Source organism: Nonomuraea sp. NPDC003709 (assembly GCF_040610775.1).
GTDB classification, from domain to species: domain Bacteria; phylum Actinomycetota; class Actinomycetes; order Streptosporangiales; family Streptosporangiaceae; genus Nonomuraea; species Nonomuraea angiospora_A.
On record NZ_JBEXMW010000034.1, the window covers coordinates 39,025 to 61,434 of the forward strand.

Annotated in this window: 19 protein-coding genes; 8 read left to right on the top strand and 11 right to left on the bottom strand. The window is 72.3% G+C overall.

Features of this window, described 5'->3' with window-relative positions:
- The first annotated feature begins 59 nt into the window (after positions 1–59).
- The 3 genes from ABZX61_RS57450 to ABZX61_RS57460 all read left to right on the top strand — a co-directional run bounded on the left by ABZX61_RS57450 (position 60) and on the right by ABZX61_RS57460 (position 4,318).
- Positions 60–713, top strand: a complete 654-nt coding sequence (locus tag ABZX61_RS57450) for a response regulator transcription factor (protein WP_350738546.1) — start codon at positions 60–62, stop codon at positions 711–713.
- Between the two features lie 99 nt (positions 714–812).
- Positions 813–2,654 carry an ABC transporter gene (locus tag ABZX61_RS57455; protein WP_355209557.1) on the top strand — a complete coding sequence of 614 codons (1,842 nt, stop codon included), beginning with the start codon at positions 813–815 and terminating at the stop codon, positions 2,652–2,654.
- Positions 2,651–4,318: a YfjP family GTPase gene (locus ABZX61_RS57460; RefSeq protein WP_355209560.1), complete on the top strand. Its 1,668-nt coding sequence runs from the start codon at positions 2,651–2,653 to the stop codon at positions 4,316–4,318. Before ABZX61_RS57455 ends, ABZX61_RS57460 begins: the two co-directional genes overlap by 4 nt.
- 121 nt (positions 4,319–4,439) lie before the next feature.
- On the opposite strand, the gene ABZX61_RS57465 is transcribed toward ABZX61_RS57460, so the two are convergent.
- From ABZX61_RS57465 to tdh, 4 genes are all read right to left on the bottom strand, one after another.
- Positions 4,440–5,606 (bottom strand): MFS transporter, encoded by a 1,167-nt coding sequence (locus tag ABZX61_RS57465; RefSeq protein ID WP_355209563.1) that lies wholly within the window; start codon positions 5,604–5,606, stop codon positions 4,440–4,442.
- A gap of 42 nt (positions 5,607–5,648) precedes the next feature.
- Entirely contained in the window at positions 5,649–6,551 is a 903-nt protein-coding gene (locus ABZX61_RS57470) for a LysR family transcriptional regulator (protein ID WP_355209565.1), read from the bottom strand.
- A 182-nt stretch (positions 6,552–6,733) separates the two neighbouring features.
- Complete coding sequence (locus ABZX61_RS57475; protein WP_350738437.1) at positions 6,734–7,903, bottom strand: glycine C-acetyltransferase; 1,170 nt, start codon at positions 7,901–7,903, stop codon at positions 6,734–6,736.
- On the bottom strand, positions 7,904–8,932 hold the full coding sequence (tdh, locus tag ABZX61_RS57480; protein ID WP_350738434.1) for an L-threonine 3-dehydrogenase: 1,029 nt from the start codon (positions 8,930–8,932) through the stop codon (positions 7,904–7,906).
- A gap of 231 nt (positions 8,933–9,163) precedes the next feature.
- Here tdh and ABZX61_RS57485 point away from each other — a divergent pair, with 231 nt between their 5' ends.
- Genes ABZX61_RS57485 through ABZX61_RS57495 form a run of 3 tightly spaced genes read left to right on the top strand, consistent with a single transcriptional unit; the run spans position 9,164 to position 11,564 of the window.
- Positions 9,164–10,333, top strand: coding sequence for a Gfo/Idh/MocA family oxidoreductase (locus ABZX61_RS57485; RefSeq protein WP_355209569.1), 1,170 nt, complete (start codon positions 9,164–9,166; stop codon positions 10,331–10,333).
- Between the two features lie 53 nt (positions 10,334–10,386).
- Positions 10,387–10,968, top strand: coding sequence for an RNA polymerase sigma factor (locus ABZX61_RS57490; protein ID WP_350738430.1), 582 nt, complete (start codon positions 10,387–10,389; stop codon positions 10,966–10,968).
- On the top strand, positions 10,965–11,564 hold the full coding sequence (locus ABZX61_RS57495; RefSeq protein ID WP_355209571.1) for a hypothetical protein: 600 nt from the start codon (positions 10,965–10,967) through the stop codon (positions 11,562–11,564). Before ABZX61_RS57490 ends, ABZX61_RS57495 begins: the two co-directional genes overlap by 4 nt.
- Before the next feature lie 13 nt (positions 11,565–11,577).
- On the opposite strand, the gene ABZX61_RS57500 is transcribed toward ABZX61_RS57495, so the two are convergent.
- The 4 genes from ABZX61_RS57500 to ABZX61_RS57515 form a co-directional block, all read right to left on the bottom strand.
- Positions 11,578–13,239: an alpha-amylase family protein gene (locus tag ABZX61_RS57500; RefSeq protein WP_355209574.1), complete on the bottom strand. Its 1,662-nt coding sequence runs from the start codon at positions 13,237–13,239 to the stop codon at positions 11,578–11,580.
- A 53-nt stretch (positions 13,240–13,292) separates the two neighbouring features.
- The gene (locus ABZX61_RS57505) at positions 13,293–14,456 is read right to left on the bottom strand and encodes a helix-turn-helix domain-containing protein (RefSeq protein ID WP_355209577.1); all 1,164 of its coding nucleotides are present in this window, start codon (positions 14,454–14,456) and stop codon (positions 13,293–13,295) included.
- A 63-nt stretch (positions 14,457–14,519) separates the two neighbouring features.
- Positions 14,520–14,720 carry an EF-hand domain-containing protein gene (locus tag ABZX61_RS57510; protein ID WP_192788314.1) on the bottom strand — a complete coding sequence of 67 codons (201 nt, stop codon included), beginning with the start codon at positions 14,718–14,720 and terminating at the stop codon, positions 14,520–14,522.
- A 34-nt stretch (positions 14,721–14,754) separates the two neighbouring features.
- Positions 14,755–15,633: a LysR substrate-binding domain-containing protein gene (locus ABZX61_RS57515; protein WP_355209580.1), complete on the bottom strand. Its 879-nt coding sequence runs from the start codon at positions 15,631–15,633 to the stop codon at positions 14,755–14,757.
- A gap of 62 nt (positions 15,634–15,695) precedes the next feature.
- On the opposite strand from ABZX61_RS57515, the gene ABZX61_RS57520 reads away from it, so the two are divergent.
- Entirely contained in the window at positions 15,696–16,676 is a 981-nt protein-coding gene (locus tag ABZX61_RS57520) for an aldo/keto reductase (RefSeq protein ID WP_355209583.1), read from the top strand.
- A gap of 60 nt (positions 16,677–16,736) precedes the next feature.
- Here the strand turns inward: ABZX61_RS57520 and ABZX61_RS57525 are convergent, their stop codons facing one another.
- Both ABZX61_RS57525 and ABZX61_RS57530 read right to left on the bottom strand, forming a co-directional pair.
- Positions 16,737–18,032 carry a hypothetical protein gene (locus ABZX61_RS57525; RefSeq protein ID WP_355209586.1) on the bottom strand — a complete coding sequence of 432 codons (1,296 nt, stop codon included), beginning with the start codon at positions 18,030–18,032 and terminating at the stop codon, positions 16,737–16,739.
- A 129-nt stretch (positions 18,033–18,161) separates the two neighbouring features.
- A complete protein-coding gene (locus ABZX61_RS57530; protein WP_355209589.1) occupies positions 18,162–20,372 on the bottom strand; it encodes an MMPL family transporter in 2,211 nt (736 codons plus the stop codon).
- A gap of 229 nt (positions 20,373–20,601) precedes the next feature.
- Between ABZX61_RS57530 and ABZX61_RS57535 the strand changes: the two genes are divergently transcribed.
- Positions 20,602–21,867: an MFS transporter gene (locus ABZX61_RS57535; protein ID WP_355209591.1), complete on the top strand. Its 1,266-nt coding sequence runs from the start codon at positions 20,602–20,604 to the stop codon at positions 21,865–21,867.
- On the opposite strand, the gene ABZX61_RS57540 is transcribed toward ABZX61_RS57535, so the two are convergent.
- Complete coding sequence (locus tag ABZX61_RS57540) at positions 21,859–22,326, bottom strand: hypothetical protein (RefSeq protein WP_355209594.1); 468 nt, start codon at positions 22,324–22,326, stop codon at positions 21,859–21,861. The genes ABZX61_RS57535 and ABZX61_RS57540 overlap by 9 nt on opposite strands.
- Positions 22,327–22,410 lie beyond the last annotated feature (84 nt).

The window sequence follows — 22,410 nt, forward strand, 5'->3', positions numbered from 1 at the left end:
AGCTAACCCTCAGGTCGCTGGGTCACTCTAAGTAGGTGACGAAACCCGAGGCGCTGATCATGGTGGTGGACGACGAGCCCAGCATCAGGGACCTCCTGTCCGCCAGCCTGCGCTTCTCCGGGTTCGAGGTGCTGACCGCCGCCGACGGGCAGGAAGCCGTGGAGGTGGCCGACCGGGCCTCGCCCGACCTCGTGGTGCTCGACGTGATGCTGCCGGACCTCGACGGGTTCGAGGTGGCCAAGCGGATCGACGCCCCGGTGCTGTTCCTGACCGCGCGCGGCGACACCGAGGACAAGATCGCGGGCCTGCGGGTGGGCGACGACTACGTGACCAAGCCGTTCAGCCTGGAAGAGGTGCAGGCCAGGATCCGGGCGGTGCTGCGGCGCACGCGCGGGGAGGGCGCGCCGGCGAGCAAGCTCAAGGTGGCCGACCTGGAGCTGGACGAGGACGCCCGCGAGGTGTGGCGGGCCGGCCGGCAGGTGCGGCTGTCGCCGACGGAGTTCAAGCTGCTGCACTACTTCATGGTCAACGCGGGGCGGGTCCTGTCGAAGGCCCAGATCCTCGACCACGTCTGGAACTACGACTTCGGCGGCGACGCCGGCGTCGTCGAGTCGTACGTGTCCTACCTCAGGCGCAAGGTGGACGACGTCGAGCCGCGCCTCATCCACACCCTCCGCAGTGTCGGCTACGTGCTGCGGGAGCCGCCAGGCTAGGCGCGACACCTCACCACCTGCGGTGGACCGCCGGACGCGGCTCACCGTAGCGTGGGTCGTATGGAGCCGCTGGCCGCGCCGGAGACTAGCGTGGGCCGTATGGATCTGCTGGCCGCGTTGGAGGCGCTGCGCCGGCCGCTGGATCGCGAGCTGTTCCCGCTGGCGGTCGGTGAGGCGGCGCGAGACCGGCGTGCGCTGCGCGAGCTGGCCGGGCAGCTCGACGACTACCTGCTGCCCCGGCTGCGCGCGCTCGACGCGCCGCTGCTGGCCGTCGTCGGCGGGTCCACGGGGGCGGGCAAGTCCACGCTGGTCAACTCGCTGGTCGGGGCCGACGTCAGCGAGCCGGGGGTGCTGCGGCCCACCACGCTCGTTCCCACGCTCGTGGTCAGCCCGGCCGACCAGACCTGGTTCATGGGCCAGAACGTGCTGCCCGGCCTGTCCCGCGCCACCGGCACCGGTCCGGGAGCGCTGCGGGTGGTCACCTCCGACGCGCTGGGCGCCGGCCTCGCGCTGCTCGACGCGCCCGACATCGACTCCGTGGTGGTCGCGAACCGGGAGCTCGCCGCCCAGCTGCTGGCCGCCGCCGACCTGTGGCTGTTCGTCACGACGGCCGCCCGTTACGCGGACGAGGTGCCGTGGAGCTTCCTGCGCTCCGCCCGCGAACGCAGCACCGCCCTGGCCCTCGTACTCGACCGGGTGCCCCCGGACGCGGTCGAGCCCATCTCGCGCGACCTGACCCGCCTCCTGGCCGAGAACGGCCTCGACGGCACGCTGCTGTTCACCGTCCCCGAGGCGGCGCTGCCCTCGGAGAAGGCCAGGCTGCCGGAGGAGACCGTGCGGCCCATCACCTCCTGGCTCACGGGGCTGGCCACCGACGCGGCGGAGAGATCCCGCGTCGTACGCCAGACGCTGTCCGGGGCGCTCGACAGCCTGGCCACCCGGGTGCCCGCGCTGGCCGTGGCCGTCGAACGCCAGCAGGCCGCCTTCGACACCCTGCGCTCCGTCGTGGCGGGCGCCTACGCGGGCGGCATCGCCGACTTCGACGCGGGCATGCGTGACGGGTCGCTGCTGCGGGGCGAGGTGCTGGCCCGCTGGCAGGACTTCATCGGCACCGGCGACCTCATGCGCTCCCTGGAGAGCCGGGTCGGGTGGTTGCGCGACAGGATCGTCGGCTTCTTCACCGGACAGATGCCGGAGGGCCAGCTCAGGGACGCCTTGGAGAGCGGGGTGGGGGCGCTCATCAGGGGCGCCGCCGACGGGTCCGCCGAACGCGCCCTGGAAGGCTGGTCGGCCGCGCCCGGCGGGCCCGGTCTGCTGGAGCGGCTCGGGCCGATGGAGTCCGCCCGCCTCGGCCGCGCCGCTCCCGACGTGGGCAAGCGCGCGGAGGCGACGGTCCGGGGGTGGCAGGAGTTCGTCCTGGACCTCGTACGAGAGGAAGGGCGCGAACGGCGGACGGCCGCCCGCGTGGCCTCGTTCGGGGTGAACGGGGCGGGGCTGCTGCTCATGCTGGGCGTGTTCGCCTCCACAGGAGGGCTGACCGGGATCGAGGTGGGGATCGCGGGCGGCACGAGCCTGCTGTCGCAGAAGCTGCTGGAGGCCGTCTTCGGCGACCAGGCCGTGCGGACGCTGACCGTGCGGGCGCGGGACGACCTGCGGGATCGGGTGCGGCTGCTGCTGGAGGAGGAGTCGTACCGGTTCACGGCCCAGCTGGAGGCGATGGAGCCGCCCCGGGGGACGGCGAACGCGCTGCGCGGCGCGGCCGAGCGCATCCATGCCCACCGCGCGGAGCTCCCGGCGACGGCGGCGGGCGGACAGGACGCGACCGTGGGTGGACAGGACGCGACCGCAGGCGGAGAAGGCGCGACCACGGGTGGACAGGACGCGACCGCAGGTGGAGAAGGCGCGACCGGGGACGGACAGGACGCGGGGGACACGCCGTGAAGCTGCTGCGCCGCAAGGAGGGCCCATCCCTCGACTCCCGCCTGGCCGCCCTGCTGGAGGCCGCCGAGCTGGCTGAGGGGCGGCTGCCGGAGGAGGCGGTGTCCGGCGCGCGGACGGTCGCCGAACGGGCCGGCGTGCGCCGTACCCTCTCGATCGACCACACCGTGGCCGCGCTGGCGGGCGCGACGGGCAGCGGCAAGTCGTCGCTCTACAACGCACTCGCCGGCACGGACCTGGCGGCGGTGGGCGTCGTACGTCCCACCACCTCGGCAGCCCAGGCGGCGCTGTGGGACGGGGAGGGCTCGGGCCCGCTGCTGGACTGGCTGGACATTCCCCAGCGCCACCCCGCCACCTCCGCCTCCGACCTGTCCGGACTCGTCCTCCTCGACCTGCCCGACCACGACTCCATCCAGGTGTCCCACCGCCTGGAGGTGGACCGGCTGGTGGAGCTGGTGGACCTCCTGGTCTGGGTGGTGGATCCGCAGAAGTACGCCGACGCCGCCCTCCACGACCGCTACCTGCGCCGGCTGGCCGCCCACCGAGGCGTCATGCTGGTGGTGCTCAACCAGGTCGACCGCCTGCCGGACAGCGCCGTCGACCGCTGTCTCCGAGACCTGCGCCGCCTCCTGGACGAGGACGGCCTGGCGGGCGTGCCGGTCCTGGCCGTCTCCGCCCGCACCGGCGCCGGGCTCGCGGAGCTCCGCGCGCTCCTGAACGACCGCGTCGCGGAACGCAAGTCCTGGTCCACCCGCCTGGCGGCCGACATCACCACCGCCGCCGCCCGCCTCGGCGCGCCGGAGGAGGCCCCGGCGGGTCAGGCGATGGACCGGGCGCTCACGGCCGCGCTCTGTGAGGCGGCCGGGGTGCCGCTGGTCGTGGAGGCGGTGGCCAAGGGGCACCGGCACCGCGCCGTCGTCGCCACCGGCTGGCCCGTCACCCGCTGGATCCGCAAGCTCAGGCCCGACCCGCTCCGCAGGCTCCGCATCGGCACCATGGCCCCGGTGGGCGGGCCGGTGGGCGAGCTGCCCGCGGGCGGGTCCTCGGGGAAGTCGGCCGCGTCTTCGGGGCAGGGGCCTGGGGCCGAAGTAGTCGGCCGTACGTCCGTCCCGGCGGCCTCGGCCGTACAGCGGGCCAGGGTCGAGACGGCGATCAGGGACGTCGGCGAGGCGGCCGCGGCGGACCTGCCCGGCCCGTGGGCGGCGGCGGTGCGGCAGGCGGCGCGCTCCCGCTCCCAGGAGTTGACCGACGCGGTGGACCGGGTGGTGGCCACGACGTCCGCCGGCGCGACGCGGCGGCCCAGGTGGTGGCGGGCCGTGAACGTCCTGCAGTGGCTGGTGTTCGCGGCCATGCTGGCCGGTGCTCTGTGGCTGGGCGGGCTGTTCGGGATGGACTACCTGCGCCTGCCCCAGCCGCCGCTCCCGACCGTGGGCGTGGTGCCGTGGCCGACGGTGCTGCTGGTGGGCGGGGCGCTGGCGGGTGTGCTGATCGCGCTGCTGTCACGGCTGGCCGCCTGGGCGGGCGGCAGGCGACGGGCCCGGCGTACGGCCAGAGCCCTGCGCACGGCGGTGGGCCGGGTCGGCGACGATCTCGTGCTGGCCCCCGTGCGGGGGGAGCTCGACCGGTACGCCCGCTTCACCGAGGCACTCACCCGAGCCCGCGCCTGACCCACCCGGCTCACCCGGAACGCGCGATGCCGTCGCGCCGGGAGCAGTACGGCTCAGAGCGTGCCACCGTGCTGGGAGCAGTGCGGCTCACCCCGTGCCGTCGCGCCGGGAGCAGCGCGGCTCAGCGCGTGCCGTCGCGCCGGAGGAGGACGGTCGCCAGGGTCGCGCCCGCCAGCGCGAGGCCGGAGGCCGCCAGGAAGGGCGCCGAGGCCCCTAATCGTTCCCCGGTCACCCCGGCCACCCCCGACCCCAGCGCACTCCCCACGCCGATGGCCGTGGAGACCCACCCGAACGCCTCCGCCTGCGCCCCCGGCGCGAACTCGTCCACCAGCAGCGACGACGTCGTCAGCGCCGGATTGAGCGCCAGCCCCCCGCCGAACAGCACCATCCAGAACACCGGCCACGACTCCACCAGCGCCAGCGGCGCCAGCACCGCCCCGAGCGCCAGCATCAGCGCCACCAGCCGCACCCCGACCCGGGACCGCCAGGATCGGGCGCCGTAGGCGGCGGCCCCCGCGATGCCGCCCACGGACAGCGCCGCCACCAGCACCCCGGTGGCCGCGGGCGCCTGGCGGGCGGTGGCCAGCGCGGGCACGCCCACCTGCAGCGCCCCCAGAGTCCCGCCGAGCAGCAGCACCACGGCCAGCAGCACCGCCATCCGCCGGTCCGCGAACACCCGCCCGCGCTCCCGCTCGGGCCCGCGAGCCCCCGACCGCAGCGCCCGGGCGAAGCCCAGCGTCGCGGCCCCCGCGGCGACGGCCACCAGAGCCAGCCCCAGCGAGGTCGTGCTCAGCGCGATCACCACCCCGAACGCCAGCGGCCCCACCAGCATGGCCAGCTCCTGCACCAGGTAGACCAGGCTGTAGGCGGTGGTACGCCCCTCGTCCGGCACGCGTCGCCCCCATTCGAGCCGCATGCTCACGGAGACCGGCGGCAGCCCGGCCCCGGCCACCCAGGCCAGCGCCACCACGGCCCACCAGAGCTGGCCCCCGGCGGACGCGACCAGCGCGACGAGCGCGGCCACGTGCAGCAGCGCGGTGACGGCCAGCACCGGCCTGGACCCGCGCCGGTCCATGAGCCGCCCCTGCACCGGCCGCCCCATGCCCACCCCCATGGCGAACGCCGCCGCGGTCACCCCCGCCAGCGTCAGCGAGCCGCTCGCGCCCTGCACCACCAGCACCGTCCCGATGGGCGCCACCTGCTGCGTGAGCTGCGCCAGAAACCCCAGCACGGCCTGCGCGGCCACGCCGGGCAGGCCGAGCAGGGTTCGATGACGCGGGCCTTCCATGGGCCGCACGCTATCCCGAAGATCGGGATAATCGGGGTTGTTTCACCCCGCGTCGAGAGAGCGGCCGATCGTGCGCAGCGCCGACAGGAGCGGGCGCAGGAGGGGATGGGCGTCGGAGCCGCGGCGTACGGCGGCGAAGACGCGGCGTTCGGGCCCCGGCGTCCGCCGGACCGCCACCCCCGTCAGCGCCATGTCGCGCAGGGCCAGCCGCGGCACCAGGGCCACCCCCGCCCCCGCCCCGACCAGGGCGACGACGGCGCGGAAGTCGTCGGAGCAGTGGGCGAGGTTCGGCGTGAAACCCGCCTGCTGGCAGGCGAACGTGATCACGTCGTGTACCGGGTTGCCCGGGTAGGGGCCGATCCAGGTCTCGGAGGCGAGCGAGGTCAGGGTCGCCTCCGACGCCAAGGGGTGGTCGTGGGGGAGCACCAGGTCGAACGGCTCGGCGTAGAGGGGCAGCCGGGACAGGCGCCGGTCGGCCGCGTCGGGGGCGCCCCGGTACTCGACCGTGATGGCCAGGTCGGCCTCGCCGTCCAGCAGCATGGCCAGGCTGTGGTCGCCCTCGGCGTCCAGCACGCGTACGTGCAGCCCGGGGGAGGTGGCGCGCAGGGCGGCGATGGCGGGGGAGAGCACGGCGCCGATCGCGGTGGCGAAGCAGGCCACGGTGACCTCGCCGGCCTCGCCCGTGGCGTACGCGGCCACCTCGGCCTTGGCGCGTTCGAGCTGGGAGAGCACCTCGTTGGCGTGGCCCAGCATGATCTTGCCGACGGCGGTGAGGTGGACGCCGCGGCCGTCACGGGTGAACAGCCGGTGGCCCACCTCGTGCTCCAGCGCGACGAGCTGCTGGGACACCGCGGAGGGGGTGAGGTGCAGCGCGGCCGCCGCGGCGGTCACCGTGCCGTGGTCGGCCACCGCCCGCAGCGTGCGCAACCGCCGCGTGTCTATCACCCGTGCTCCTTGGCCTCACTCCGTGAGGCGCGCCCGATCGCTGGGATCCGTCGCAGCGAGAATACTCACCCGCCGGTCATGACCACGCACGACCGGGTCAGGACGGCCGGGCCAGGGCGGGATGGCCGGGGCTCTGCGGCGCTCAAGGCCCCGGCGGTCGGCTGTGATCGGCGGGCGGGGTGTCAGCCGCGGGCCTGGATGAACGCCTGGACCGCGCGGTCGACGTCCTCCGCGGAGTGGGCGGCGGAGAGCTGGACGCGGATCCTGGCCTGACCGTGCGGCACGACCGGGTACGAGAAGCCGATGACGTAGATGCCGAGGTCGAGCAGGCGTTCGGCCATCGCCGCGGCCTCGGAGGCATCGCCGATCATCACGGGCACGATCGGGTGGTCGCCGGGCAGGATGTCGAACCCGGCCTCGGCCATCTCCCCCCGGAAGCGCGCCGTGTTGGAGCGGAGCTGCTCGCGGGCCTCGTTCGAGGTCTCCAGCAGGTCGAGGATGCGCAGCGACGCCGAGGCGATGACGGGGGCGAGCGAGTTGGAGAACAGGTACGGGCGCGAGCGCTGGCGCAGCAGCTCGCAGATCTCCTTGCGGGCCGAGACGTAGCCGCCGCTGGCGCCGCCGAGCGCCTTGCCCAGGGTGCCGGTGATGATGTCGATCCGGTCGGTGACGCCGTGCAGCTCCGGCGTGCCGCGGCCGGTCGGCCCGACGAAGCCGACGGCGTGGGAGTCGTCGACCATCACCATGGCGTCGTACCGCTCGGCCAGGTCGCAGATCTCCCGCAACGGCGCGAGATATCCGTCCATGGAGAACACGCCGTCGGTCACGATCAGCCGCCGCCGCGCCTCCGACGCCTCCTTGAGCCGGGCCTCCAGCTCGGCCATGTCGCGGTTGGCGTAGCGGAAGCGCTGGGCCTTGGAGAGCCTGATGCCGTCGATGATGCTGGCGTGGTTGAGCGCGTCGGAGATCACCGCGTCCTGGGCGTCGAGCAGGGTCTCGAACACGCCGCCGTTCGCGTCGAAGCACGAGCTGTAGAGGACGGTGTCCTCCATGCCGAGGAAGTCCGACAGGCGAGCTTCGAGCTCCTTGTGCACCTCCTGGGTGCCGCAGATGAACCGTACGGACGCCATGCCGAACCCCCACCGGTCCAGCGCCTCCTTGGCCGCCTCGATCACGGTGGGGTTGTCGGCCAGGCCGAGGTAGTTGTTGGCGCAGAAGTTCAGGACCTCGCGCCCGGCGACGCTCACCGACGAGCTCTGCGGGGAGCCGATCACGCGCTCGGGCTTGAGCAGCCCGGCCTCGGTGATCTCGTCGAGCGTCGTACGCAGCTGCTCGCGCACGTTCGTGAACATTCAGGCGCTCCAATCGAGAATGACCTTGCCCGTCCGGCCACTGGCAGCAGTGTCGAAGGCGGCGTCGAAGTCTTGGTACGGGAACCGGTCGGTGATGACGGGGGTGAGGTCGAGGCCCTTCTCCAGCAGGACCGACATGTTGTACCAGGTCTCGAACATCTCCCGCCCGTACACCCCCTTGATCGTGATCATGGAGGTCACGACGGTCGCCCAGTCGACGGCGAACTCCTCGGCGGGCAGCCCGAGCATGGCGATCTTCCCGCCGTGGGTCATGTTCGCGATCATGTCGCGCATGGCCCGCGGGTTGCCGGACATCTCCAGCCCCACGTCGAAGCCCTCGCGCATGTGGAGCTGGCGCATGCCCTCGGTGATCGAGGTCCTGGAGACGTTGAGGGCGAGGGAGACGCCGAGCTTGCCGGCCAGGGCGAGCCGCTCGTCGCTGACGTCGGTGATCATCACGTTGCGCGCGCCGACGTGCGTGGCCACGGCCGCGGCCATCAGCCCGATGGGGCCCGCCCCGGTGATCAGCACGTCCTCGCCGACCAGGGGGAAGGACAGTGCGGTGTGTACGGCGTTCCCGAACGGGTCGAAGATGGCCGCCACGTCGGGATGGACGGGGGCCCGGTGCACCCAGACGTTGGAGGCGGGCAGCGTGACGTATTCGGCGAAGGCGCCGTCCCTGTTGACGCCGAGGCCCACCGTGTTGCGGCACAGGTGCCTGCGGCCCGCCATGCAGTTGCGGCACTTGCCGCACACGAGGTGGCCCTCGCCGCTGACGAGGTCGCCGACGGCGACGTCCTCCACGCCCGGCGCCACCTCGACCACGTGGCCGGAGAACTCGTGCCCGACGATCAGCGGGAGCTTCAGAGTATGCCGCGCCCAGTCATCAAATTTCCGGATATGCAGGTCGGTGCCGCAGATGCCGGTCCGCAGGACCCGGATCTTCACCTCGCCGGGACCCACCTCGGGCTCGGGCACGTCCACAAGCCAGAGGCCGGCCTCGGCCTTCTCTTTGACCAGCGCTTTCATGGCTCCATTCCCCCCAGTCCGAACCTAACGCACTGTGCCCTCTCCCCTCCCGGGATGTCCATCGAGGCTTTCTTAAGTGCCCCCACAGCTCCGCTTCACGCCCCAGCAAAGGCATGGCGCGCGGACTCGCCGACCCTACGTATTGCTCAGAGCTGCATGATTCAAGCTGTTTATCTGCACAAATGAGTACTAGCCTGGCGTCTGCTGCGGCTGATTCGGGAAGGGACATCAGTGGAAGACCTGCGTATCGGAGTCATCGGCCTCGGGCTGCGGACGAGCCTCTCCCTGCACGCGCACCGGCCGGGCAAGGGTGCGGTCGTGACCGCGCTGTGCGACTCCGACCCGGCGGTGCTCAAGAGCCAGGCGGGGCGGTTCGAGGCGGAGTTCCTGACCGGGGACTACCGCGAGCTGCTCGACCGGCCCGACCTCGACGCGATCATCGTCAACACCCCCGACGACACCCACGAGCGCATCGCCATCGACTGCCTCCAGGCCGGCAAGGCCGTCTACCTGGAGAAGCCGATGGCGATCACCGTCGAGGGCTGCGACAACGTCCTGCGCGCCGCCCGCGACACCGGCACCCGCCTGTACGTGGGCCACAACATGCGGCACATGGGCGTGGTCCGGCTCATGCGCGACATCATCCGCAAGGGCGACATCGGCGAGCCGAAGACCGTCTGGGTGCGCCACTTCGTCTCCTACGGCGGCGACTACTACTTCAAGGACTGGCACGCCGACCGCACCCGCACCACGGGCCTGCTGCTGCAGAAGGCGGCCCACGACCTGGACGTCATCCACTGGCTCGCCGGCGGCTACACGACCAGGGTGAACGCGTTCGGCGACCTCATGGTCTACGGCGACCTGCCGCGCCGCGAGCCCGGCACGCCGCGGCCCGACGGGTGGCTGGAGGAGTACGAGTGGCCGCCGACCTCGCGCGCCGGCCTGCACCACGTCGTGGACGTCGAGGACGTCTCGGTGATGAACATGCGGCTCGACAACGGCGTCATCGCCGCCTACCAGCAGTGCCACTTCACACCCGACTATGTGCGCAACTACACGGTCATCGGCACGGAGGGCCGCCTGGAGAACTTCGGCGACGAGCCCGGGGACACGGTCAAGGTCTGGAACCGAGGCCCCACGGCCTACCGGGACGACTGCGACATCGCGTACAAGGTGCCTCCGGCGGAGGGCTCGCACGGGGGAGCGGACGCGCAGATCGTGGCGGAGTTCTGCCGGTTCGTCCGGGACGGCGGCGCGACGGACACCTCGCCGGTGGCGGCCAGGATGAGCGTGGCGGCGGGCTACATGGCCACGATGTCGCTGCGCAACGGGGGAATGCCGTACGACGTGCCGCCACTTGACGCGGAGCTGGCCGCGTACTTCGACAACGGCCAGAGCTGATCCCGCGGGAACCCGGCGCGTCGCGCGGACAGTAGACAGATGTGGATATGTCGATGCGTGCCCGCATACGCGACGGGGACCAGGCGGCGTTCGGCGAGCTCTTCGACGACTGCGCGAAATCCGTCTACAACCACGCCTTCCGCCTGACCGCCAACTGGTCCACGGCCGAGGACGTGATGGCGCTGACGTTCCTCGAAGCCTGGCGGTTACGGGGCCGGATCGACCCCGAGGGCGGCTCGCTGCGCCCCTGGCTGCTCGGCATCGCCACCAACGTGGCCCGCAACGTGCGCCGGGCCGCCCGCAGGCACGACGACGCGCTGGCCCGGCTGCCCAGGGGCGAGCAGGTGCCCGACTTCGCCGACGAGGTCGTGGGCCGCATCGACGACGCCGGGCGGCTGGCGGCGGTGCGGCAGGCGTACGGGCGGCTGCGCCGCCAGGAGCAGGACGTGTTCGCGCTGTGCGTCTGGGCCGGGCTCGACTACGCCCAGGCGGCCGAGGCGCTCGGCATTCCCGTCGGCACCGTGCGCTCCCGGCTCTCGCGGGCCAGGAAGAAACTCGCGGCCGCCGGGGAACCGCCGCCGGCGACCCGACAGGTAGTAGGTGAACCCGGCCCCGAGAAGGAGGAGATCCGATGAGCCGGCCGACCGAACGCGATCTTCCCGAGGGCTGTCACCGACTGCTCAAGGAGTTCGTGATGACCGAGATCGACCGCAGGCCCGCCCGCAGGCGGTTTCCGCGCCCGGCCCTCCTGGCCCCCGTCGCGGGGCTGGCGGCCGCCGCCGCGGTGGCGGTCCCGCTGCTCCTCGGCGGTGCCCCGGCGTACGCCGTGACCAAGGGGCCGGACGGCTTCATCCGCGTCACCATCAACGAGGCCAAGGACGCGAAGAAGCTCCAGGAGGACCTGCGGGCCATGGGGGCGAACGTGGTGGTGGACTACATCCCCCGCGGCAAGAAGTGCAGCCCGCAGCCGCGCAGCAGCCACTTCCTCAGCAACGACGAGGCGCCGCTGTCGGTGTTCCCGGCCCCCAAGGGCTGGGAGCCGAGAGAGGGCATGGAACCGGGTTTCGTCATCGACCCGAAGGTCATCGGGCCCGGCCAGACGGGGGTGCTGGAATTCAGCGTCGGGGAGGTCGGGGGCGGCGTCGTGGCGGGCATCTGGGCAGCCGTCGGCGAGGGCCCCATCGCGGACTGCGAGCTGGTGGACACCACGGACGCCCCCCTCTCTCACTGACCCGGGAGCCGGGTCAGCGGGCCTTGACCGAGGCGTCCTCCGGTGGGAGCTCCCGAGGGGAGGCGCGGAGCCAGCGGGAGCCGTACGGGTCCAGCGGGAGCCGTACGGAGCCCTCGGCCGAGACCTCCAGCGTGCCGTCCACCAGGAGGTCCGTGAGCTGGTGGCCCCCGAGCCCCTCCAGGGTCAGCTCCACGTCCCTGACCGTGTCGCAGAGGTTGTGCGCGACCACCACCGTGGCCCCGTCGGCGTCGCAGCGGTGGGCGAGGACCGCCCGGTCGCCGGTCTCCAGCACCGTGTAGTCGCCCCACGCCAGCTCGGGGCACTCCCGGTAGCGCTCGATGAGCAGCTGGAACCAGCGCAGCAGCGAGTCCACGTCCCGCTTCTGGTCGGCCACGTTGACGCGGTCGGGGGCGAAGGAGCCGTCCGGGATCTCGCGTACCGGCTCGGCCTGGGTGAAGCCGCCGTCCGCGGACCACTGCATCGGGACGCGGACCGCCATGCGGCCCTCCGCGTCGAGGTTCTCGCCCATGCCGATCTCCTCGCCGTAGAAGATCACTGGCGTGCCCGGCAGCGAGAACAGCAGGCTGTAGGCCATCTTCATGCGCCGCAGGTCCCCGCCGAGCATCGTCGGCAGCCGGCGGCGCAGGCCGCGGCCGAAGATCTGCATGTCCTCGCGCGGGCCGAACGCCTCGAAGACGTCCTGCCGTTCCTCGTCCGTGAGCTTGTCTAAGGTGAGCTCGTCGTGGTTGCGCAGGAACACGGCCCACTGGCAGTCCTTCGGCGGTTCGGGGCGCTCGCGCAGGGCGTCGGCGAGGGGCGTGGCGTCGTTGCGCGCCAGCGACAGCCAGGCGTTCTGCATGCCGATGAAGTCGAAGCACATGGTGAGCTGGTCGCCCAGACCCTCTCCGAAGAACCGGGTCAGGTCCTTGTACGGGACGTTGACCTCGCCCAGCAGGATCGACCCGCCCTTGCGCCGCGTCATGAACGCCCGCAGGTCCGCCAGGAACTCGTGGGGGTTCGCCAGCTTCGGATCGACGTTCTCGATGAGGAACGGCACCGCGTCGACCCTGAACCCGGACAGCCCGAGCTCCATCCAGAAGCCGAGTATGCGCGCGATCTCGTCCCTGACCTCGGGGTTGCCGACGTTCAGATCCGGCTGGTGCCGGTAGAAGCTGTGCAGGTAGTACTGTCCGGACCCCTCGTCGTACTGCCAGACGCTGTTCTCCTTGTCGGGGAAGACGATCTGCGAGGGGTCGTCGGGCTCCGGGGAGTCGGACCAGACGTACCAGTCGCGCATGGGCGAGTCCCGGCTCGACCGGGCCTCCACGAACCAGGGGTGCCGGTCGGAGGTGTGGTTGACGACGAGGTCCGCGATCACCCGCAGCCCCCTGTCATTGGCGGTGCGCATGAACTCCACGAAGTCGCCCAGCGTGCCCAGCCGCGGGTCGATGCGGTAGAAGTCGGTGATGTCGTATCCGTCGTCCCGGTTGGGGGTGGGGAAGAACGGCATGAGCCAGAGACACGTCACGCCGAGCCCCGCGAGGTAGTCGACCTGCTGCGTCAGCCCGCGGAAGTCGCCCACGCCGTCGTCGTTCCCGTCCTTGAACGTCTCCACGTCGAGGCAGTAGATGACGGCGTTCTTCCACCAGACGTCGGAGGTGTACGTCAGTCGCATGGGTGGCCGCTACCCGCCACGCGCGCGCTCAGACCGCCGTATCCGCAGGAGGTTCAGGTACGGGTGCTCGCCTGGACGGCCTGCCTGGCCCGCAACGCGATCTCCAGCTCGAAGCGGATGTCCGGATCGGCCAGCTGGTCGCCGAACAGCTCCTCGAGCTGCCGCAGCCGGTAGCGCACGGTCTGCGGGTGCACGTGCAGCGTGGCGGCCACCTCGCCCGCGCCCCGGCCGTGCCGCAGCCAGGCCAGCAGCGTCTCCGCGAGCCGGTCCTGCTGGGCGGGCCGCAGGTCGGCCAGGGGCGCCAGCCGCGCTTCCGCCAGCGTGCCGACCAGCTCCTCGTCCTTGAACACCACCAGCGTCGCCATGTGGTCCGCGCACCGCAGCGGCCCCCGGGGCAGGATGCCGCGCCGCGACAGCTCCAGGGCCTCTCCGGCCCAGCGCAGCGAGGTCGCGGCGGCCGAGAGGGGCACGGCGGGGCCGATCGCGGCCTGGCGTCCGCGCAACGCCTGGTCGAGCAGCTGGGCCTGGCCGGGACCGGTGGGGTCGGGCGCGAGCAGGCAGGGCACGGGCCTGTCCAGCCCGGTGAGCACGTCGGGCGGCAGCGCGGGGGCGCGGTAGGCGCCGTGCCGGTCGTCGAACGCCACACAGGCGACCGTCCTGGGCTGCCGCCACCCGGCGGCCTTGGCCAGCTCGGCGATGGCCTCCGCGCTGGCGGGCGGGCGGCTGAGCAGCAGGTCGAGCAGGCGGCCGCGGCGGCGTTCGGTCTCGCCCGCGGCGTGCGCCCTGGCCTCCTCGAAGCCCTCGGCCGCCGCGTCGGCGAGCTGGTCGAGGTAGACGAAGATGGCCTCGCCCAGGTCGTACAGGGTCTGCGGGGACAGCCGCAGCGGCTCGGCGAGCTCGGTCAGCCGCCGCCAGCAGACCCGGGCGCCGAGCCGCATCGCGGTCTGCAGCGGCTCGAGGTTGCGGCCCTCGGCCGCCTCGCCCCTGCCGATCATGCGGAACGGCTCGGGGTCCCAGGGGGCGCCCGGGTTCTCGACGCGGTCGAGGAAGCCCTCGATGGCCTGCTCGGCCGCCATCCTGACGACCTTGATGTAGAGCTCGTCCGATGGCCTGGCGTACTCGGGGATCCGGGTCTGGATCTCCTCGATCACCTCTGCCGAGACCCTGCCGATGCCCGCCCTGAGCGCCTGCACGGGGATTTCACTCGTGATGACCATCGTCCCTCCCGTCGCCATTGTGACCCAGGCAACAGGAGAATGGGTAGCAAGAGCTTGTTTTTGTCACTTCTGGAGGAAAGCGGCGAACTCCTCCAGGTCGATCAGGCCGTCGCCGTCCTTGTCGAGCTTCAGCACGCCTTCCTGGGCGGCCTCCAGGGTCACCGGCTGGCCGAGCACCTCCATCAGCTTCACGAGCTCGACGGCGGAGATGCGGCCGTCCTTGTCGGCGTCGATGAGGTCGAAGGTGATGGCGTAATCGCTCATTGGGGGTCACCCTTCCATGTGAATGGATGTCGCGTCAGACCTTAGCCGCGACCTGTCGCAGCGCGTCGACGAATGCCATGACTTGTGGGCTGACATCACCTTCTCGCCACGCGATGGCGAGCTGCCCCGGAGGCAGCCCGCTAACCGGGCGGTAGGCCATCCCGGGCCGGTTGTAGAGCGCGGCGTTCCCCTCGGCGACCAGCACCACCCCGAGCCCGCTGGTCACGGCCTCGAACACCTCCTCCGGCGTGTTCGCGGTGAACCCGACGACCGGCTCGTCGTCGCGGGCGTCCCGCGCGAGCCAGAAGTCCCGCAGCGGCCCGGCCTCCGGCGGCAGGGCGATGAACGGCTCGTCGCGCAGCGCCTCGAACGGGATCTCCGCCAGCTCCGCGAGCGGATGGCCGTCCGGCATGGCCACCCCTCTGCCCTCGGTGGCCAGCACGTACGTCCGCAGCCCCGGCGGCACCGGCAGCCAGATGAACGCCACGTCGGAGGATCCGTCGGCCAGCCCGCCGCTGGGGTCGTCCCAGCCCACCAGCCTGAGCGACACCTCCCATCCCGGCATCGCCGTACGGAACCCCCGCAGCGCCTCCTGCTGCAGCCCCCTGCCCACGGCCGTCTGCATCCCGATCACCAGCGTCCCGGCGGGCGCCGCGGCCCGCGCGGACTCGACCCCGCTCGTCCACCGTTCGAGCAGGTCGCGGACGATCGGCAGGAGCGCCTCGCCCTGCCTGGTGAGCACCACGCCGCTGTGGACCCGGTCGAACAGCCGGAAGCCGAGCTGCCGCTCCAACACCCTGAGCTGCTTGGACAGCGCCGGTTGGGACACGAAGAGCCGCTCCGAGGCCCGCGTCACGTTCAGCTCCTCGGCCACGGCCATGAAGTAGCGCAGCTCACGCAGGTGCACGTCCATAACCAATGGTTATACCAAGGGGTCTTGGACGCGGCAGAGGCGCGCGCAGCAGGATCGAGGCCATGAAGACACGTACTCTTGGCAGCTTGCGGGTTTCCGCCATCGGCTTCGGCGCCATGGTCCTGTCGCCGGGCGTCTACGGGGACGTCGACGACGCCCGCGCCGAGGTGGCGCTCAAGGCCGCGCTCGACGGGGGCGCGACCCACGTGGACACCAGCGACGCGTACGGCGTGGACGGCCACAACGAGCGCCTCGTGGGCCGGGCGATCAAGGGCCGCAGGGACGAGGTGGTGGTCGCGACCAAGTTCGGGCTCGCGATCCCCGAGGGTGAGCCGGGCAGGTCGCACCCGGTCGGTTACGCGTTCAACGAGCTACGGGTGAACGCCGACCCCCGCCTGATCCGGCGCTACGCGGAGCGCAGCCTGCGCAACCTCGACACCGACGTGATCGACCTTTACTACTCGCACTATCCCGACCCCGGCGTCCCGATCGAGGACATGACCGGCGCGCTGGCCGAGCTGGTGCGGGACGGGCTGGTCAAGCACATCGGCCTGTCCAACGTGACGGCCGCCCAGCTCAGGGCCGCGCACGCGGTCCACCCCGTGACGGCCGTGCAGAACGAGTGGTCGATGTGGCGCCCCCTGGATCCCGGCCTGCTGGCCGCCGCGCGGGAGCTCGGCGTGGGGATCGTGGCGTGGAGCCCGCTCGGCACCGGCTTCCTGACGGGCACCGTGGAGGCGCTCGCCGAGGGCGACTTCCGGCACAACGCGCCCCGCTTCTCGGCGGAGAACCTGGCGGGCAACAACGACCGCTACGCCCCGATCAGGGCCCTGGCGGCGCAGCTCGGCATCACGCCCGCCCAGCTCGCCCTGGCCTGGCTGCTGCAACAGGACGAGCACGTGGTGACCATTCCCGGCAGCCGCACTCCCGCCCACATCGAGGAGAACCTGGCGGCGGCCGACCTCACCCTCCACGACGACACGCTGGCCAGGGTCGACGAGGCCCTCGCCAAGTTCGAGGTGACAGGCGGGACGCTCCTGTGAACGCGGCCGGCCAGGGCGCGCATCGCGCTCCTGGCCGGTCTCGTACGTCTTCGGTATGTCTCAGGCGGCGTGCAGGTAGACCTGGCCGAAGACCTCCGACAGGTTCTTCAGGTCGGTGGCCACGTCGACCTCGGGGTTGGCCGGGTCGTAGATGGTCGCCAGGCGGGGGCGGACCGCGTCGAGCTTCTTGAGCTGGTCCCAGGTGACGTTGGCGGCCCACTTCTCGCCGTACACCCGGCTGACCTGGCCCTGGTCGTTCTGCCAGCGGGTCCACAGGGTGACCGTCTCGGCGGCGTCGTCCTGGAGCGGGGAGGCGATGCGCTCGGTGATCGCCTTGGTGGCCTGCTCCTCGTTGAGGTTGGAGGTGCCGGCGGTGGCGAAGGAGGCGTCCTCGCTGGCGATCTGCGCATAGGCGTCCCAGGCGCGGGCGCGGACCTGGATCCACTGGTTGCGCTGGGCCTCGGTGGCGTCGATCTTCCAGGTGGCGTACTCGGTGCCCAGGTGGCCGTCGTCCAGGGAGAGCTGGTCGATCAGGCCCTTGGAGAGCCAGGCGCCGATGCGGTCGGGGTCGAGCAGCGGGTACTTCTTGGTCATCTCGGTCTTGCAGGCGTCGTTCGCGCCGCAGCCGAACAGCGGCACCACCGTGTGCGCCGACAGCTTCTTGCCCGGCACCGCGGTACGCAGCGCGACCGTGGCCTCGTTCACGAACTTGTCCAGCTCGTCCGCCGTCGCGAACGTCTTGTTGTAGCCGAGCTGCGAGGTGAACCGGATGCCGATCACCCCGGGTTGCGTGGCGACCAGCGCGGCGATCTTCTTGACGCCCTCGGCCAGCTTGCCGGCCTTGTAGTCGTCGGCCAGCTCGGTCTCGATCCACAGGCGCATGGTCGTCTGGACGGCGGCCTGCGCGGCCTTGCCGGCCGGGGTCTCCTGCGCGGACTCCTTCTCGGCGGCGCTGATGCCGGTGGGGTCGACGTAGCCGCACTGGTCGCTGTTCTGGCACTCAGGCGTGCCGCCGTCCTCGGCGCCGGGGACGTCCGGGGAGTCGACGTCGTGCATCTCGCCGTCGCCCTCGGAGTCGGTCGGGCAGGAGTTGCCCTCCTCGGTGCAGTCCACCAGGATCGAGTTCGAGGGACCGGCTTCCTGCATGTGCTCGCCGTCGTTGTCCAGCCAGAACTTCGCGATGTCCGCGGCCTCCTCGGGGGTGGCCAGCCATCGGCAGACGACGTACGCCGGGGTGTCGGCCGACATCAGGTCGTTGCAGCCTCGGGGGTCGTCCTCCGACCACGCCGGGACGCCGACACCCAGGAGCGAGAGGGCTAATCCGATGACGAAGATCTGCCGCAGCCGCTTTCGCATGGCACCTTTACTTCCAGGGGATGATCGTGGGCATATCGCACACTATCCGGACGATCAATAACGTTCAATGAGATCTATGGCTTCTTCACGCACTATTCGACGCGAAGTAGCCGCGCTTGTTACGAGAACTCAGTCGTCCACCTCGACCCACGTCCAGCCGGCGCCGCCGGGGTCGGCGCGTACCGCCCGGGTGCGCCCCGCCGCCACCTTCACCCATCCCGGCTGCGGAGGCTCGGCGGGCACCGGCACCGGATCGGTGTCCGCGCCGAAGACGGCCGGCCGTCCCTTGACGGTGATCGCGGGCCGCCCGCCCGTCAACGGGCGCCGATCGCCCTGAGGAGCGGGCGGGAGTGAGGGCCTCTCGCGGGGCGGCTCGACTTCGTGAACGCTCGGGGACGCGGCGGGAGATCGGGCGCGCAGCGGCCACCAGTTCGCCGGGCCCAGCAGCCGCAGGGCGGCGGGCACCAGCAGCAGCCGCACCAGCACGGCGTCCACCGCCACCGCCACGCACAGACCCACCCCGAGCAGCCTCACCACCGCGATCCCGGCCGTCGCGAACGCCCCGCCGGCCGCCACCATCAGCAGCGCCGCACCGATGATCACCGCCCGCGGCTCCGCCACCGCGGAGTCCCCCGTACGCGCCTCCGAGACCAGGAACACCTGGTGGACGACCGACAGCCCGAACGCCACGACCCCGATCAGCAGCGCGACGGAGACGTCCAGGGGGCCGGCGAAATCCAGGAAGCCGCTCCGGAACACCCACCCGATCACCCCGAACGACGCAGCCGCGGACAGCAGGCTCGCGACCACCGCCGGAACGGGCAGCACCAGCGACCCGAAGGCGAGCGACAGCACCGCCGCCATCGCCGAGCACACCACCACCGCCAGCCATGGCAGCGTGCCGGAGAGCCCGGCCAGGAGGTCCAGCCGCGCCGCGACGGGCCCGCCGACCACGACCTGCCGGACGTCCGGCCCCTGGGCCGCGGATCTGATCGCGGCGACCAGGTCCCCGGCCTGCGCCGACAGGGGATCGAGGTCGTGGCGGACGGCCAGCCGCACGGCGCGGTTCGGCCGCGAGAGGCCCGCCGTCTCGACCCCGGTGACGTGCGGCAGCCGCTCCAGCCGCTCCGTGATGGGGCGGACGTCGAGCGCGGTGACGGCGGTGCCGTCCAGCGGCTCCACCACGACGTGCACGTCGATCGGCGACAGCGCGTTCCTGGCGAAGTCGCGGTCGATCGTCTCGGCCACCCGGCGGCCCTCGGAGGCGGCGGGCAGCGCCCGGTGGTCCGCGTTCCCGAACTCGACGCGCAGCAGCGGTCCCGCCAGCGCGACCAGCACGATCGTCACCGCCACCAGGTACACGACCGGCCGGCGCGCCACGCCGTCCCACAGCCCGCCGTCCCGCCGTACGGACATGGGCCTGACGCGCAGCGCGTCCACGCGCCGCCCGAGCACCCCCAGCAGGGCGGGCGCCACGAGCACCGCGACCACCGAGGCGACCAGCGCCACGGCCGCCGCCGCCAGCCCGAGCGAGCCCAGGAACGGCTGCGGGAACAGCGTCAGCCCCAGCAGCGACGCGGCCACGCTCACCCCGGCCACGCCCACGGTCCGCCCGGCCGTGGCCACCGTGCCCGCCACGGCCTGCTCGTTCGACGCCCCGCCCCCGATCTCCTCCCTGAACGCCCTGAGCAGGAGCAGCGAGTACGCCGCCGCCAGCCCGAGCCCGAGGAGCACGACGGCATAGAAGGAGTAGACGGACACCCCGGGCAGCAGCGCCAGCGCGCCGAGCACCGCGAGCAGCCCCACGACCAGCGGCAACAGGGCCGCCACCAGGCTCCCGAACACCACCACGAGCAGCACCAGCAGTACCGGCGCCGCGACGGCAGCCGCGCGGGCCAGGTCGGCGGCGGCCTCGCCGTCGAGCTCGGCCTGCACCGGCACCGGCCCGCCGACCGCGACGCGCAGGTTCTTGACGGCCCTGAGCCGCGCCGCGACCGCCGCGTAGCTCGCCCGCTTGGCGCCCTTCAGCGTGACGATCGCGTACGTCGAATGCCCGTCCCCGGACACCATCGCCTTCGACCCGGTCGTCCAGTACGTGACCATCCCGCGCACGTACTGGGTCGGCAGCCCGCGCAGCGAGTCGTGCACCGCCTTCTTGTAGCGCGGGTCGCGCACCTTGACCGCCGGGTGCCGGTAGAGGACGACCACGTCGGGGCTCTGGCCGGCGTACCACTCCGCGCTCCAGCGCGCGGCGGTCGCCGAGTCGGCGCGCGGGTCCTCGAAGCCGCCGCCCACCGCCTGCCCGGACAGCGCCAGCGGCGCGATGAGCAGGGCCGCCACCAGGCTGAGCGCCAGCAGCGTCCATCTACCGCGATAGACCAGCCGCCCCAATGGAGTCCCCTCGCCGACAGCAGGGTCCTAGCAAATTACGGGAGATCGAGGCTGGATTCTTGCCAAACGCGCACATATTCCGCTTCCGGTCTTGTCAGCGGGACCCAATATTCAGGCGACATCGGCGAGAGAACTCGGCAGAATGGTGGGGTTTGACTGTTTTCAGGGGGGCGTGCCGGTGCACAGTTATCTCAGCGATCTCGGGTTGCTCCGGGATCGCCGTTTCGCGCTGCTGCTGTCGGCGCGGACCCTGTCGGTCCTGGGCAGCGCGTTCGCCCCGGTGGCCCTGGCGTTCGGCGTGCTCGGCCTGCCCGGCGCCACCGCCGCGACCCTGTCCGTCGTGCTCACCGCCGAGTCGGTGCCCATGATCGTGTTTATCCTGTTCGGCGGGGTGCTCGCGGACCGGCTGCCGCGCAAGTGGGTGATGATGGCCGGTGAGTCCCTGATGGCGATGGGGTTCTTCGCGCTGGGCGCGATGCTGCTCGCCGGCTGGACCCCGCTGCCCGCGCTGTCCGCGGCGGCGGCGGTGACCGGGGTGGGTATTGCGATCATGTTCCCGGCGCTGACCGGGATCATCCCCGAGGTCGTGCCGCCCGACCGACTGCAGGCCGGCAACGCCCTGCTCGGCCTGGGCCAGAACGCCTCGCGGGTGGCGGGCGCGGTGCTGGGCGGCGGCACGGTGGTGCTACTCGGCGGAGACGAGGGATGGGCCCGGGGCGGGGGCTGGGCGCTGGTCATGAGCGGCGCGATGTTCGCGGTGGCGGGCGTGCTGCTGGCGCTGCTGCGGCTGGAGCCGGTCGCGAACCGGCGGGAGCGGCACTCGGTGCTGGCCGACCTGCGGGACGGCTGGCGGGAGTTCAGCTCGCGGCAGTGGATCTGGGTGGTGGTCGCGCAGTTCTCGCTGATGGTCATGGCCATCCAGGCCGGTCACGGGGTGCTCGGCCCGCTGATCGCGAAGGAGACGCTGGGCGGGCCCGCGGCCTGGTCGGCGTTCCTGGCGGGCGAGGCGGTCGGCACGATCGTCGGCGTGCTGGTCGCGATGCGGCTGCGGCCGCGCCGGCCGATCCTGGTGGCCGTGCTGCTCTGCCTGCCGCCCGCGCTGCCGTACGTGCTGCTGGGGCTGGACGCGCCGCTCTGGGCGATCGTGGCCGGGGCGTTCGTGCTGGGCGTGTGCTTCGACGTGTTCGGCGTCCTGTGGCAGACCACGATGCAGCGCGAGGTCCCGTCCGAGTCGCTGTCGCGGGTGAGCTCGTACGACATGCTCGGGTCGATGATGTTCGGGCCGATCGGGCTGCTGGTGGCGGGGCAGGCAGCCGACCTGTTCGGCACGGAGGAGACGCTGCTCGCCTGTGCCGTCATCATCGTGCTGTCCACCCTCGCCGCCCTGCTGGCTCCCGGGGTGCGCAACCTGCGCGCCCCGGAGCGGGAGCCGATCTCAAGCTGACCTGAAGTAGGCGTTGGCCCTGGGCTGGAACATCAGCGTCACCGCCCCCAGCACGGCCACCACGTGCAGGATCCGGCTGCCCGCGAAGATCAGCCCCATCGCGGCCGTCCCGGCGACGGCCTCGGCGATCGAGCCGCCGGCCAGCAGCCACTGGACGGGGCCGATCACGAGCGAGAGCGTGCCGAAGACGCCGAGGGTCACGCCGAGGGTCCAGCGCGCCCAGTTCGCCCCGGCCTTGAGCCGCAGCGCCAGGAAGGCGGCCCCCGCGAACACCGCCAGCCGGATCCCGACCTGCGGCAGCAGTTCGGCGACCGTGGAGGCGCCCGTGTACAGCTGCTCGGAGACCACCAGCACGGTCTCCAGCGCCCCGAAGGCGACGGCGACCAGCCAGAGCATGGCGGCGGTGTGGACGACGGGCGGCGGGTCGGTTCTGCGGGGGTTGTCGAGGACGGTGGTCATGGCGTGGCCTCCAAAGGTGAATGACTACGCCTGAAGTGTCCGCTTTCGGGCGGGGTGAGAGCATGCCCGCTGGCCGCCGAGTTC

Bases quoted from the DNA above. Each gene is read 5' to 3' on its own strand.
- ABZX61_RS57500 (WP_355209574.1), bottom strand. From the start codon at position 13,239: ATGCGACTGACGTACACCTCCGACGTCTGGTGGAAGAACGCCGTCATC.
- ABZX61_RS57510 (WP_192788314.1), bottom strand. From the start codon at position 14,720: ATGAGCGATTACGCCATCACCTTCGACCTCATCGACGCCGACAAGGAC.
- ABZX61_RS57540 (WP_355209594.1), bottom strand. From the start codon at position 22,326: ATGACCACCGTCCTCGACAACCCCCGCAGAACCGACCCGCCGCCCGTC.
- ABZX61_RS57515 (WP_355209580.1), bottom strand. From the start codon at position 15,633: ATGGACGTGCACCTGCGTGAGCTGCGCTACTTCATGGCCGTGGCCGAG.
- ABZX61_RS57525 (WP_355209586.1), bottom strand. From the start codon at position 18,032: ATGCGAAAGCGGCTGCGGCAGATCTTCGTCATCGGATTAGCCCTCTCG.
- ABZX61_RS57450 (WP_350738546.1), top strand. From the start codon at position 60: ATGGTGGTGGACGACGAGCCCAGCATCAGGGACCTCCTGTCCGCCAGC.
- ABZX61_RS57495 (WP_355209571.1), top strand. From the start codon at position 10,965: ATGAGCCGGCCGACCGAACGCGATCTTCCCGAGGGCTGTCACCGACTG.
- ABZX61_RS57505 (WP_355209577.1), bottom strand. From the start codon at position 14,456: ATGGTCATCACGAGTGAAATCCCCGTGCAGGCGCTCAGGGCGGGCATC.
- ABZX61_RS57520 (WP_355209583.1), top strand. From the start codon at position 15,696: ATGAAGACACGTACTCTTGGCAGCTTGCGGGTTTCCGCCATCGGCTTC.
- ABZX61_RS57490 (WP_350738430.1), top strand. From the start codon at position 10,387: ATGCGTGCCCGCATACGCGACGGGGACCAGGCGGCGTTCGGCGAGCTC.
- ABZX61_RS57455 (WP_355209557.1), top strand. From the start codon at position 813: ATGGATCTGCTGGCCGCGTTGGAGGCGCTGCGCCGGCCGCTGGATCGC.
- tdh (WP_350738434.1), bottom strand. From the start codon at position 8,932: ATGAAAGCGCTGGTCAAAGAGAAGGCCGAGGCCGGCCTCTGGCTTGTG.
- ABZX61_RS57465 (WP_355209563.1), bottom strand. From the start codon at position 5,606: ATGGAAGGCCCGCGTCATCGAACCCTGCTCGGCCTGCCCGGCGTGGCC.
- ABZX61_RS57475 (WP_350738437.1), bottom strand. From the start codon at position 7,903: ATGTTCACGAACGTGCGCGAGCAGCTGCGTACGACGCTCGACGAGATC.